The organism is Vermiculatibacterium agrestimuris (assembly GCF_943193085.1).
Lineage (GTDB): Bacteria > Bacillota > Clostridia > Oscillospirales > Oscillospiraceae > Vermiculatibacterium > Vermiculatibacterium agrestimuris.
Window position 1 is genome coordinate 76,527 of sequence record NZ_CALPCU010000001.1, and the last position, 13,681, is coordinate 90,207.

The following is a 13,681-nucleotide window of genomic DNA, read 5'->3' on the forward strand; positions in this document are numbered from 1 at the left end:
CCCGGCAAGAAAGATATAGACTATTATCGCTTTTTTCTGACGGAAAAGCAAGTGTATTTGCCCTTTGTATGAAAAGCGGCCCCGCTGTCAAAACTGGGGAGAGATGGAAGGGGGCACAGATCATGGGGCTTTTAGAGCTGGGGCGAGAGCGGGCGGGAAGCCTTATCATAGAAGGTTGCCGATCCGGCCGTGGAATGGCCGGCGCGCTTCGCCGGGCGCTGAAACGCATTGAAAAGACCCGGCTGAAGCTGAGCGCCAGGGAGTGGGAACGGCTCCCGGTGGCGGTGGAATGGCTGTTGGATAACGCCTATTTGGCGCAGCGGGAGGGAAAAACGGCAGAGCAGGAGCTGAAGCGGGGAAAACGCCTGACCTGGACGGGGAAGGAGACGCGTCTGGAGGCCCTGACCGCCGCGTTGGCCCAGGCCGCGCCCAAGGCAGGAGTGGAGGAGCTGGCGGCGTATCTGGCGGGAGTGCAGGAGACCCGGCCTCTCACTGAGGAGGAGCTGTCCCTCTTTGTTCCCGCCCTGCGGGGCGCGCTGTGCCTGCGTTTGGCGGAGTACTGCGGCGCTCTGGAGGAGCAGAGCGAGGCGCCGGGCCTTGCTGAGGCCATGGAGGGGATCTTCACCGGCCTGCGGACGCTGTCTACCGCCAACCTGGGGCCTCTGCTGGAGACATCCAGCCCGGTGGAACAGACCCTCCTCCGGGATCCGGCGGGGCTCTATGGACAGATGGACGAGGCCACCCGCTCCCGCTACCGCCGCCAGGTCTGCCTTCTGGCCAGAAAGCACAACATGACGGAGGTGGAGGCCGCCCACAAAGCCTTAACTCTGGCGGAGCGTGGAGACAGGGAGGAGCGGCACATCGGCTGGTTTCTCTTTCGGCGGCCCTTGGGAGAGACGGAGAAGGGGCCCTCTGGGGCCTTGTACGTGGCCTGTATCCTGCTGCCCACGCTGTCCCTGGCTCTGTGGCAGGGCTTTCAGGCAGAGAGTTGGGCGCTCTTTTTCCTGCTGCTTTTGCCGGCCTCGGATCTGATGAAGAATCTGGTGGATTTTTGCGCCACTCGCTTGGTGCGTCCCCGGGGGGTGCCCCGGATGGCGCTGAAGGAGGGCCTTCCCCCTGAAGGACGGACGTTGTGTGTCATTGCGGGGCTTCTCACCGATGAACACAGTGGTGACAGCTATGCCGCACTGTTGGAACGCTACCGCCTTGCCAATCGGGACTGCGGCAGCGAGCTCCGCTTCGGCCTGCTGGCTGACCTCCCCGACCGGGAGGCGCCCATGGGCGCGAAAGAGCGCCGCTGGGTAAAGCGCGCCAAGGAGGCCATAGACGCTCTCAATGAAAAATATGACGGGGGCTTCTACCTCTTTTTTCGCCAGCCGGCTTTTCAGCGCAGAGACGAGCGCTATGTGGGATGGGAGCGGAAGCGGGGCGCGCTGCTGGAGCTGATCCGGCTCCTTCGAGGCCGGCCCACCGCATTGCGCATCCGTTCCGGGGACAGCCGGGCGTTGGCGGAGACAAAATATGTGATCACCCTGGATTCCGACACCGCCCTCAATGTGGGTACGGCCCGGGAGCTGGTGGGCGCCATGCTCCACCCATTGAACCGGCCCGTCGTGGACAAAAAGCGGCGAGTGGTCACCGAGGGCTACGGTCTTCTCCAGCCCAGGGTAGGGGTGGATCTGCGTTCGGCGAACCGCTCCCAGTTCTCCCGCATTTTTGCCGGCCAGGGGGGCATCGATCCTTACGGCGGAGCTTGCAGCGACGTGTATCACGACCTGTTCGATCGGGGTACCTATACCGGCAAGGGCATCTTTGACGTGGAGGCATTTGCCCAGTGTCTGGACGGCCGGTTTCCCCTGGAGCGGGTGCTCTCCCACGACCTGTTGGAGGGGGCCTATCTCCACGCGGGGCTTTTGGAGGATGTAGAGCTCACCGACGGCTATCCCTATCGGGTCACCGGTTATTATTCCCGCCTCCACCGCTGGGTGCGGGGGGACTGGCAGCTGCTGCCCTGGCTGGGCCGCCGGGTGCGGGACGAGGCGGGGCGATTGGAGGAGAACCCGATTGCCTCGGTGGACAAGTGGAAGCTTTTTGACAACCTGCGCAGAAGTCTCTCCCCGGTGGCGACATTGCTGGCTTTGCTGCTGGGAATGTGCCTGTCTGCCCCGGCCTTTGGCTCGGCGGCAGCGCTGGCGGTGGTGTCGGCCTGGTCGAATCTGCTGCTGTCCGGGGCGGAGCTTGCCTTTCGGGGCGGAACAGGTCTTCGGAGAAGGTACCACTCCACCATCATTGCCGGCTATGGTGGGATGCTCCTTCAAACCTTGGTGCAGCTCCTGTTTCTGCCCTACCATGCCTGGATCTGCGCCTCGGCCATCTGCACTGCGCTGTGGCGGAGCTTTGTCAGTCACCGAAAGATGCTGGAATGGGTGACGGCGGCGGATGCGGAGCGGAAAAAAACAGGACTTCGCTCCGACTTCCGGGCCCAATGGCCCGCCGTGGCAGTGGGGGCTTTTGCCATAGTGTTTGCGCGCTTTCCGGCGGGGGCGGCCATCGGCCTGGTATGGGCGGCGTCTCCCATTTTTGCCTGGGCGCTGTCCCGGCCGGTGCGGGAGAGAAAATCCGCCCCGGCAGAGGATCGGCCTTTTCTGCTTCACCAGGCGGGGCTGATCTGGAGCTACTTTCAGGACTGGCTCCGGCCGGAGGATCACTGGCTGCCCCCGGACAACATCCAGGAGAAGCCCTGGCTGGGCCCTGCCCGGCGCACCTCGCCCACCAACATCGGCATGGCACTTTTGAGCTGTGTGGCTGCCGCGGATCTGGAGCTTACAGGCCGGAGCGAGGCAGTGGAGCTGATCGCCCATATGCTGGACACGGTGGAGACCTTGGAAAAGTGGCAGGGTCACCTGTACAACTGGTATGATACCTCTGACTGTACCCCTTTGCAGCCCCGGTATGTCTCCACGGTGGACAGCGGCAACCTGCGGGGATGCCTTATCGCCTTGCGTGAGGCCCTCTACGAGTGGGGGGAGGGCACTTTGGCCCGGCGGGCGGAAGCGCTCTCCGATGCAATGGCGCTGACGCCCCTTTATGACCGGGAGCGCAAGCTGTTCACCATCGGCTATGATGCGGAGCGGGGAGAGTTCACCTCCGGATGGTATGACCTGATGGCCAGCGAGGCCCGGCTTGCCAGCTATCTGGCCATCGCCCTGGGGGAGGTGCCTCCCCGACATTGGCGGCGCCTGGGGCGGGGACTGGTAGGGGATAACGACTACTGCGGCATGGCCTCCTGGACAGGCACCATGTTCGAGTATTTTATGCCCAATCTGCTCCTGCCCTGTGAACAGGGGAGCCTGATGTATGAGTCCCTCTCCTTTTGTATCTATGCCCAAAAACGCCGGGGAGATAAGACCAAAGCCCCCCTGGGGTATTTCAGAATCCGGCTTTTATGCCTTCGACCCCGGTATGGCCTATCAATATAAGGCCCACGGGGTGCAGTCCCTGGGCCTGAAGCGGGGCCTGGACAGAGAGCTGGTGGTGGCTCCCTACGCCTCCTTTCTGGCTCTCCTTCTGGCTCCGGCCAGCGCAGGACGAAACCTGCGCCGCCTGCGGGATATGGGCCTGGAGGGCACTTACGGCCTCTACGAGGCGGTGGATCTGACCCCCGGACGGCTTCAGGAGGGAGAGCGGTGGGCGGTAGTGCGCTCCTTCATGTCTCACCACCTGGGCATGAGCCTGGTGGCCATTGACAATACCCTCAGAGAGAATGTGATGCAGGAGCGGTTCCTGCGGGACTGCTCCATGGGCGCTTTCCGGGAGCTTTTGCAGGAGAAAGTGCCTGTGGGTGCGCCGGTGATGCGGCCGGACAACGCTTGGGCAATGGAACGGCCCAAACCACTGCGGCAGAGTCAATTTTGCCGGATAGGGGAGGGGTATGATCTGGCCAGGCCCGCCTGTCATTTACTCTCCAATGGCCTTCTCTGGGCTCTGTGTACGGACAGCGGCGCCGTATCCCTTATCGATGACCGGGGCGAGACCCCGGTTTCCACCCGTTTTCGGGAGCGGTATGCCCCGGCGGGAGTCAGCTTTTTCTACCGCAGTGATGAGGGGGTGCTTACCGCCCTGACCGCCGCGCCACTGCTGTCGGAAGAAGATGACTTTTCCTGGAGTTTCACGGGAAGCGATGCGACGTGGACGGTAAAGGGAAAAGGCTTTACGGCGAGCGTGCGCCTCACGCTTCCCCGGGGAGAGCGGGGCGCTTTGTGGTCTGTGGAGCTGGAGGGGGCCGCCGGTGGAGAGCTGGTGTGCTATCTGGAGCCGGTGCTGGCCCGCGGCGCGGACTACCTGGCCCATCCGGCCTATTCCAAGCTCTCCTTGGAGAGCGGGGCGTTAGACCGGGGCGTCCTCTTCACCCGCAGACCCCGCCAGGGAGACCGCAGGGCGAGTCTGGCCGTGTTGTGGGACAGGGAAGGGGCCTACTTTGACACCAGTCGGGAGAGGGGTCTGGGACGGGGTGGACTGAGCCGGCTTCAGCAGGCTTTGGAAACACCTGCCGAAGGTTCTCTTGGGGCGGTGGTGGATCCCTGCCTGCTGGCCCGCTTTCCCCTGAGTGGGAAGGGCCTGCATCACCTGCGGCTGGCTTTGGGTGTGGAGGACGGCGGAGAGAAGGCGGAACAGACTGCCCTGGCAGTTCTCACCGCTCCGATCCAGAGTGTAGGACGGTTGGATGGCCTGATGCGGAGCCTGTCTTTCTCCAACCAGGAGGGCCGGCGGGTCATGGAGCTGCTCTCCGCCCTGGCCTTTCCTGTTCCGGGCCATGGCGCGACCCCGCAATCGGCCCTCTGGGCTTATGGGGTATCCGGAGATGTACCCATTGCCCTGGCGCTTCCCCCTGCGCAGGGAGATCCGGTAGAGCCGTTTCCGCTGAAGGCTCATGCTCTGCTCAGCCGATGCGGGTATTCCTTCGATCTGGTCTATCTCCTCAGTGACGGAGGGGATTACCACCGGCCCCAGAAGAGCGGCGTTTTGGAGGCGGTGAAGGCCATGGGGTTGGAAGGAGAGGTGGGGCAGAAGGGAGGCATCCATCTGGTGGAGCGGCCCCCGGAGGGGGCACCCTCTCCTTGGGAGGACTGGGCCGCAGTGGTTTTGGACGGGACAGCCCATTGGCGGGATCGCTCCGATGCCCCTGTTCAGCCGCCCGCGCTGCCCTGCCGGGTGGCGCCTGGTGTGCCGGAATGGCGCTTTGATGAGGAAAACTGCTTTGTTTTGCAGTTGAACGGAACCTTACCGCCTTTGGGCTGGAGTCATTTGCTGACCAATCCCCGCTTCGGTTGCCTCACTGATGAGACAGGCTGCGGTCACCTCTGGCAGGGCAATGCCCGTGAGACGCCTATCACAGCTTGGAACAACGACCCTCTGGCCGTCGGCGGGCCGGAATGGTTTCTCCTGACCTATGGCGGGGAGACCCACAGCATCTTTGCCGGCGGGGACGGCCTGCCGGTGAAGGTGACCTACGGTTTTGGCTGGGCCCGGTGGGACAAGGACTGGCCGGCGGGGATGGTGTCCACTACCGTTTTCGTCCCCTGGGAAGGCGCGGAGCGGTGGCTGCGGGTGGAACTGCCCCAGGGGACGGGAGAGCTGCGGCACATCACGATGGGGAAAGGGGAGGCGCGTTACAGCTTTGCCCAGACCCTTTGCCTGACCACCGGCCTTCAGGGAACGCAGCGAAACGGCGGCGGGGGATGGGAAGAAGCGCTGAGAGCCACACAGGAGCGCTGGCGGGAGATGACCTGCCCCCTGTGGGTGGAGACCCCCAATGGGGTCTTTAACGCCTATCTCAACGGCTGGTGCCTTTATCAGGTCATCGCCTGCCGACTGTTCGGGCGTACCTCCCACTATCAAAACGGTGGGGCGTATGGATTCCGGGATCAGCTCCAGGACACGCTGGCGCTGCTGCCCTTTGAGCCTCAATGGCTTCGGGAGCAGATCCTGCGCTGCTGCGCACACCAGTTCACCCAGGGAGATGTCCAGCACTGGTGGCATGAAGTAGGAGGGGAGAAGGCCCGGGGCGTTCGCACCCGGATCTCCGACGACCTGCTCTGGCTGCCCTATGCCCTGGGCCGCTACGTGGAGACCTGGGACGATATGGAGTTTCTCTCCGAGCAGGTTCCCTGGCTGTCCGGGGAGCCGCTTCGAGAGCGGGAGCGAGAGCGGTATTTTGTCCCCGGGGAGACCAAAGAGACCGACAGCGTCTATATTCACGCCCTGCGGGCCATAGAGCAGACCCTGGCACGGGGCGTAGGCGAGCATGGCCTGCTGAAGATAGGGACGGGAGACTGGAATGACGGCATGGATCTGGTGGGGGCAGAGGGCCGGGGCGAGAGCGTATGGCTTACCTGGTTTGCCGTTATAACGCTGGAAAAGTTCCGCCCTCTTGCAGCGCGGCAGGGGGATGAAAAGACCGCCGCGCTGTGTAATACGTGGGCGGAAAAGCTGCGAAAGAGCGGGGAGCTGGCCTGGGACGGGAAATGGTACCTTCGGGGCTGGTATGATAACGGAGCACCCCTGGGCAGCCGGTTGTCGGAGGAATGTCAGATCGACTCCATTCCCCAGAGCTGGGCAGCCATGGCCGGAGGGGAGCGGGCAGAGGAGGCGCTCCGCTCCGCAGTGGAGCGCCTCTTTTGTCGGGAGGGAGAGTTGGTAAAGCTCTTTGACCCGGCCTTTGACAGCGGGGAGGCCCGTCCGGGCTATATCCGGGGCTACCTTCCCGGCGTGCGGGAAAATGGGGGGCAGTATACCCATGCGGCCGCCTGGCTGGCGCTGGCCTGTCTCAGGGCGGGGTGGACGCAGGAGGGCTGGGAGCTGCTCCGGGCCCTTCTGCCGGCCAATCACGCCACGGAAAAGTACAAGGCCGAGCCCTATGTGTTGGCGGGAGACGTCTATGCCCACCCAGACCATCTGGGCCGGGGCGGCTGGAGCTGGTACACCGGAGCGGCTGGTTGGTTTTATCAGGCGGCGGTAAACGGCCTTTTGGGAATTGATGTAAAGGAAAAACGCATCACAGTTAATGGGGCATTTCCGGAGACCTGGCCCGGCTGGAGGGTACGGTGGAGGACGAAGTCGGGTCTGCTCCATATCAGGGCCGCTTGGGGAGAGAAGGACGAGATCCGCTTGGATGGATTAGCTGTAAAGGATATTGAATTGACAAAACTTGAAGGGGAACACAGCCTGGAGATCTTCTGCAAGAGGAAAAAATCCGCGGAAAATCGTTAATTTTTTATGGCAGAGGGTGCCAAGGGAAGAAAATAATGCTATAATAGCCGCAGGCAGCGATTGCACGAATTCGACGATTATGGCCGCAACGACCCTCTGGGCGTTGGGCTGTAATCCCCTTAGCGATTCTATAGTATAGCGGAAAGAAAGGTGGAGCCATGGCTACCGTAAAACGGACACAGCTTATGCCCGGCGTTTTCCTCACGTCGGTGAACACGAAAAAATTTAAATCCTCGTTGCTCTCTATGACCCTGCTGACCCCACTGAAAAAGGAGACTGCGGCGGTCAATGCCCTGATCCCGTACCTTTTGCGGCGGGGCAGCGAGGCCCATCCGGATCTTCAATCCCTCTCCGCCGCGCTGGATCAGCTCTACGGCGGAGCCATCGACCCCATGGTGCGCAAAAAGGGGGAGATCCAGTGCGTGGGCTTTCTGGGCGGCTTTCTGGATGACGCCTATACGTTAGACGGGGGCGGTGTGTTGGATCAGGCCGCTGAGCTTATGGGGGAGCTGCTCCTGAGGCCCTATACCCATGAGGGGGCATTCTGTCCTGACTACACCCGACAGGAGAAGGCCAATTTGGTAGACCGTATCCGGGCGGAGATCAACGAAAAGCGGCAGTATGCCGTGAACCGTGTGGTGGAGGAGATGTGCCGGGAGGAGGCCTACGGCGTGGGCAGACTGGGCCGGGAGGCCGATGTGGAGTCCATTACCCCGCAGTCTGCCTGGGCACGGTATCAGGAGCTTTTGGCCCATTCCCGGCTGGAGCTTTATTACTGCGGCTCCGCGGAGCATGATGCGGTCTGTGTTATCCTTCAAAGGGCGTTGACGGGTCTGCCCCGGGAGGGCGGTTATGAGGTGCCGGAGACGGTGATCCTGCCCTTTGCCCAGGAGACCCGGCGGGTAGAGGAGGCCATGGACGTGGCCCAGGGAAAGCTGACCATGGGCTTCCGCACCGGCGGCATCACCGCGGGAAGCCCCGACTATCCCGCCCTGGTGCTCTGCAACGCCCTCTTTGGCGGCACCACCACCTCCAAGCTGTTCCTCAATGTGCGGGAGAAGCTGTCTCTCTGTTATTACGCCAGCTCCTCTCTGCTGCGCTATAAGGGATTGATGATCGTTTCCTCCGGCGTGGAGTTTTGCAATGTAAAGCGGGCCGAGGATGAGATCGAGGCCCAGTTGGAGGCCTGCCGCCGCGGGGAGTTTGAATCCTGGGAGGTGGAGGGCGCCCGGCGCTACACCGTCAGCTCACTGCTGACCATGCTGGACAGTCAGGGCCGTCAAGAGGATTGGTGGCTGAGCCAGGCTGTGGCCGGACTGACCCAGAGCCCCCAGGAGCTGGCTCAGGCGGTGGACAAGGTCTCCGTTGAGGCCGCCGTGGCGGCGGCGAAGGCGCTGAACCTAGATACGGTTTACTTTTTGAAGGGGATGGAGGGATGAGTATGGAAGAGAAGAAGTATTCCCGGATCGGGGAGCGGATGTTCCACACGCAGCTGCCCAACGGCCTGCACATCTATGTCTCTCCCAAGCCCGGCTTCCAAAAGAGCTATGCTTTTTTCGCGACCAATTACGGTGGTATGGATATGCGCTTTGAGCTGGATGGCCAATGGCTGGACACCCCTGCCGGGGTGGCCCATTTTCTGGAGCACAAGACCTTTGACACCGAGGATGGAAACGCCCTTCAGGATCTGGCGGCCAATGGGGCCTCTCCCAACGCCTTCACATCTACGGCGCTGACAGGGTACTACTTTGAGAGCACAGAGAAGTTCGAGGAGAATTTGAAGATACTCCTCTCCTTTGTCTCCATTCCCTATTACACCCAGGAGAGCGTGGACAAGGAGCAGGGCATTATCGGCCAGGAGATCCGCATGGGGGACGACGAGCCGGACACGCAGGTTTTCTACGGGATGCTGGAGGGACTTTATGCCCACAACCCGGTGAAGGAAAACATTGCTGGAACGGTAGAGTCCATCGCCCAGATCACGGCCGAGACACTAAACCTCTGTCATAAGGCATTCTACGATCCGGGCAACATGGTGCTCTGTGTGGCAGGGGATGTAGATCCGGAGCGGATCGCCGCCATTGCACAGGAGATCCTGCCCAAGGAAGGCCATATTCCCGCGCGGCGGGACTACGGCCCCGCGGAGGGAGAGCGGGCGGCCCAGAGCCGCTGGGAGAAAGAGATGGCGGTCTCTACGCCTATCTTCCAGCTGGGCTTTAAGGATACGCCCCCGGAGCAGGGAGAGGCGTGGCTGCGCTGGGAGCTTTTAGGCGATCTGGCCTGCGAGGCCCTGCTGGGAACCTCCAGCCCCCTCTATGCTAAGCTCTACGGCGAGGGGCTGGTGAACGAGGCATTTTCCTATGGCTGCGAGGCATATCCCGGCGCGGCGTTCCTCTGCGCCGGCGGCGAGAGCCGGGATCCCGAGGCCGTGCGGGAGGCCGTTCTGGCTGAGGCAAAGCGTATTGGCCGGGAGGGGATCGACGAGGGCCTTTTCCGCCGGCTGAAGCGGGCGGCCTACGGCAGCCTGGTGCGGGGGCTCAATTCCTTTGAGAATCTCTGCGTCAGCCAGTCCGCGGCCCATTTCCACGGCTATTCCTACCTGACCTTCCCGGAGGTCTTTGAAACCATCTCCAAGTCCAATGTGGAGGCGTGTATCTGCCGGGTGGTGACCGAGGAGAAAACCGCTCTCGCGGTGATCAAGCCAAAGGGGGGAGCGGTATGAGCTCGGTGGTCTTTCCCGGCCTTGGATTTCAAATAAATGTGAGGGATATTGCGTTCCGGGTCTTTGGCTGGCCTATCCACTGGTATGGCATCATCATCGCACTGGGCTTTCTGCTGGCGGTGGCCTTCTGTTCCCGGAGGGCCAGCCGCTATGGCGTGGAGCAGGACGACATCATCGACCTGCTCATTTACGCCGTGCCCCTGTGTATCATCGGAGCCAGACTCTACTATGTGATCTTTTATCTGGATCTCTACCGCAATGTCGACGGAGGTCTGGATTTTGGCCGGATGGTGCGTATCTGGGATGGCGGTTTGGCCATTTACGGCGGCATTATCGCCGCGATCCTGGTATTGTTGGTATTCTGCAAAAAGCGGAAGCTCTGCTTTCTGGCCTTTGCGGATCTGGGCTCTTTCGGGATGCTCATTGGCCAGCTGGTGGGCCGTTGGGGGAACTTCGTCAATGTGGAGGCCTACGGCGGCCCCACAGACCTGCCCTGGCGCATGGGCATCTATGACGATGCGGTGACCGGCGTCTACCAGTACATGGAGGTGCATCCCACCTTCCTCTATGAGTCCCTTTGGAACCTGTTGGGATTGCTGCTTCTCATTTTTATCGTGGAAAAGCGGCGGAAGTTCGACGGTCAGATCTTTTTGAGCTATATGGCCTGGTACGGCCTGGGCCGGAGCTGGATCGAGGGCCTTCGCACGGACAGCCTGTACTTTTTCTCCACCGGCCTGCGGGTCTCCCAGGTTTTGGCCATCGTCATCTTCGTCGTGGCCACAGCTGTCCTGATATTTCAGCTGTGCCGTCCTCACACACCGGAGGATTTGTGGCCCAACCGAATGCAAGCCATGAAGGCCGCCGCGGCTTCCGAGGCGGAGGTGCCAGAGGAAGAATGGGCGGAGACGCCGGGCAGCGCTGAGGAGATCCTGGAGGAGCTGCGGGAGGAGGAGAACAGCGATGACCCTACTTGATGGGAAGGCCCTGGCAGAGAAGATCAAGGAAAGGGTGCGCCTGGAGGCGGCCAAGCTGCCCCGCCGTCCCGGACTGGCGGTGGTGCTGGTGGGGGAGGATCCCGCATCCCGGGTCTATGTCACCAGCAAGCGCAAGGACTGTGAAGCTTGTGGCTTTTACAGCGAGGAGTACGACCTTCTGGCCCAGACGCCCCAGAGCGCACTGCTGGAGCTGGTGGAGGGCCTCAACGGCCGGGAGGACATCGACGGCATCCTGGTACAGCTCCCGCTGCCAAAGCACATGGACGAGGACGCAGTGATCCGGGCTATTTCCCCGGAAAAGGACGTGGACGGCTTCCATCCCATGAATGCCGGGAACCTGCTCATTGGCCGGGAGGGCTTTTTGCCCTGTACGCCTGCGGGCGTGATAGAGCTGTTGGACGAGTACCACATTGACCCCGCCGGAAAGCGGGCGGTGGTGGTGGGCCGCTCCAATATTGTGGGCAAGCCCATGGGCCTTTTGCTTCTGCGGCGGGATGCCACTGTTACACTGTGCCACTCCAAGACCCCGAACCTGGCCGATATTTGCCGGGAGGCGGATATCCTGGTCTCCGCCGTGGGCCGCCGGGGCCTTATCACCGGGGATATGGTAAAGGAGGGCGCGGCGGTCATTGATGTGGCCATGAACCGGGACGAGAACGGCAAGCTCTGCGGCGATGTGGACTTTGCCGCCGCGGCGGAAAAGGCGGCCTATTTGACCCCGGTGCCCGGCGGTGTGGGGCCCATGACCAGGGCTATTCTGATGAAGAACACCCTTTTGGCGGCAAAAAAGCGGCAAAATTTGCTATAAAATGCTGGAAATCTCCTCTTTTGTGTGGTAGAATCTAAATGGAGATAAATCCTACATAGGAGTGTGCGCGTTATGAAGTGTCCTTTCTGTGGTCATCTGGACAGTAAGGTGGTGGATTCCCGGCCCGCCGAGGACAGCACCAGCATCCGCCGCCGGCGGGAGTGCCTGGCCTGCCACAAGCGCTTTACCACCTTTGAGGTCATGGAATCCCTGCCGGTGGTCGTCATCAAGAAGGACGGCAGCCGTCAGAGCTTTGACCGCAGCAAGCTTCTCAACGGTATGATTCGGGCCTGCGAGAAGCGGCCCGTGCCCTTTGGCACACTGGAGAAGATCGCAGAGGAGATCGAGCAGGCCCTTCAGAACGAAATGGATCGTGAGGTCTCCTCTGACCGTATCGGCGAGATGGTGATGGATCGCCTCAAAGAGGTGGATGAGGTGGCCTATGTGCGCTTCGCCTCAGTCTACCGCCAGTTCAAAGATATCAGTACCTTTATGGCGGAGCTGAATAAGCTGCTCCAGGAGAAATAAGATAGAAAACGCCCCGCCGTTTTGCCAAGGGTGGATAAGGAAGTAATCTGAAAACCATATACCCCAAGGCATTGCAAAGGCGAAAAGAGCCGAGAAGTACAGAAATGTGCTTCTCGGCTCTTTCTCTATTCTACTCAAATTTTTATCCGCACATTCGCAAAGAAAAACGACCTCTGGTAAGCTGTAGGTGTCGAAAGGCAAATACACTTATTGGAGGCCTCTTTATGAAACGAGTTCAAGGGTTCGTGGCAGGGCTGCTGACAGCGGCAGTCATCATGGCGTATGGCGTGACCGCATTTGCCGCAGGGAACGGTTGGAACATCACAGTGTATCCCATCAAGGTACTTGTGAACGGAGAGGTGCTCCAACCAACGGATGCGAGTGGAAATCCCATGGAGGTGTTCACTTACAACGGCACGACTTATGCACCGCTCAGAGCATTAGCGGAAGCCTACGGGCTGGAAGTGGGCTATGACAGCCAGCGGAACATTGCCATGGTCAACAGCCCGAATAAGGACAACGCAAGCCCCACAACGGACAGCTTTGCAGCGGCATGGACGGTCAAGGAGAAGCCGGTCACCAATTACGGCAGTGAGAAAATCTTTACCGCTACATACGCCGGGGAACTTGGTATGGAGGAGTTCAAAACATGGTGGAAATCCTTTAGCTCTGAGGAGCTCGCCGCAGAGATGGAGCAACTTGCCGCCGAAGCACAGGCACTCAATCCGGGCTACACGGTCACGATGTATTTTTCTTTCGGACAGTATAACTTGGGAACAGCTTTTGCTTACGGTAGCTATGAGTTCAGTAATACCAACGCCGCAAGAGTTTGGATTAAGTGAGGAGGATACAACATGGAGAAAACATTATTTGAGCAGATGGGCGGCACCTACACCCGGCAAGGCGATTATCTTCTGCCCGATTTAAGCCTTGTACCGCAGGAAGAACGGCCAATTGGAGTATGGGGGGAACGACGGAGGAAATACCTAAAGGAACACCGTCGTGTGTTGTACTACAGCCTTTTTACCAGTGGGAACCTCCACTCCCACCTTGCCGATGTGGAGGAACAGGCACAGGAGATGTTCGAGCGACTGACAAAGCAGATGGCAGAAAAGCAGGGCGCGACAGAAGCGCTGAAAGCTGCCGACATGATGGCGTGGGTAGGAAGAATGAACAATATCCGCAACGCTACGGAGGAAGCTATCTATAACGAAATCATCTATGCGTAAGAGGAAGGGCTGTGCCAAGCGGTACAGCCCTTCCTGGATCTTTAGCGCCTTTACAAGGATTTTACATTTCTCCGATAACCGATTTGACATTCGGGCGGTATGATTTGGGCGTAGTCCGAAATGAAAATCA

At 60.6% G+C, this 13,681-nt stretch carries 9 protein-coding genes; all 9 read left to right on the forward strand.

The features are described 5' to 3' along the window. The first annotated feature begins 122 nt into the window (after nucleotides 1–122). Nucleotides 123–3,479, forward strand: a complete 3,357-nt coding sequence (locus tag NFR87_RS00375) for a hypothetical protein (RefSeq protein ID WP_251444889.1) — start codon at nucleotides 123–125, stop codon at nucleotides 3,477–3,479. Continuing rightward, nucleotides 3,463–7,269, forward strand: a complete 3,807-nt coding sequence (locus NFR87_RS00380; protein ID WP_251445143.1) for a GH36-type glycosyl hydrolase domain-containing protein — start codon at nucleotides 3,463–3,465, stop codon at nucleotides 7,267–7,269. The genes NFR87_RS00375 and NFR87_RS00380 overlap by 17 nt, the downstream gene beginning before the upstream one ends. Before the next feature lie 158 nt (nucleotides 7,270–7,427). After that, nucleotides 7,428–8,708, forward strand: coding sequence for an EF-P 5-aminopentanol modification-associated protein YfmF (gene yfmF / locus NFR87_RS00385; RefSeq protein ID WP_251444892.1), 1,281 nt, complete (start codon nucleotides 7,428–7,430; stop codon nucleotides 8,706–8,708). Between the two features lie 2 nt (nucleotides 8,709–8,710). Then, the gene (gene yfmH, locus NFR87_RS00390; RefSeq protein ID WP_251444894.1) at nucleotides 8,711–9,991 is read left to right on the forward strand and encodes an EF-P 5-aminopentanol modification-associated protein YfmH; all 1,281 of its coding nucleotides are present in this window, start codon (nucleotides 8,711–8,713) and stop codon (nucleotides 9,989–9,991) included. Further along, complete coding sequence (lgt, locus tag NFR87_RS00395) at nucleotides 9,988–10,965, forward strand: prolipoprotein diacylglyceryl transferase (protein WP_251444897.1); 978 nt, start codon at nucleotides 9,988–9,990, stop codon at nucleotides 10,963–10,965. The genes yfmH and lgt overlap by 4 nt, the downstream gene beginning before the upstream one ends. Then, a complete protein-coding gene (folD, locus tag NFR87_RS00400; protein ID WP_251444900.1) occupies nucleotides 10,952–11,794 on the forward strand; it encodes a bifunctional methylenetetrahydrofolate dehydrogenase/methenyltetrahydrofolate cyclohydrolase FolD in 843 nt (280 codons plus the stop codon). The genes lgt and folD overlap by 14 nt, the downstream gene beginning before the upstream one ends. Before the next feature lie 72 nt (nucleotides 11,795–11,866). Next, complete coding sequence (gene nrdR / locus NFR87_RS00405; RefSeq protein WP_251444903.1) at nucleotides 11,867–12,322, forward strand: transcriptional regulator NrdR; 456 nt, start codon at nucleotides 11,867–11,869, stop codon at nucleotides 12,320–12,322. Between the two features lie 224 nt (nucleotides 12,323–12,546). Continuing rightward, nucleotides 12,547–13,164 carry a copper amine oxidase N-terminal domain-containing protein gene (locus tag NFR87_RS00410; protein WP_251444905.1) on the forward strand — a complete coding sequence of 206 codons (618 nt, stop codon included), beginning with the start codon at nucleotides 12,547–12,549 and terminating at the stop codon, nucleotides 13,162–13,164. A gap of 12 nt (nucleotides 13,165–13,176) precedes the next feature. Next, nucleotides 13,177–13,551 (forward strand): TnpV protein, encoded by a 375-nt coding sequence (locus tag NFR87_RS00415; protein ID WP_251444908.1) that lies wholly within the window; start codon nucleotides 13,177–13,179, stop codon nucleotides 13,549–13,551. The last annotated feature ends 130 nt before the right edge of the window (nucleotides 13,552–13,681 follow it).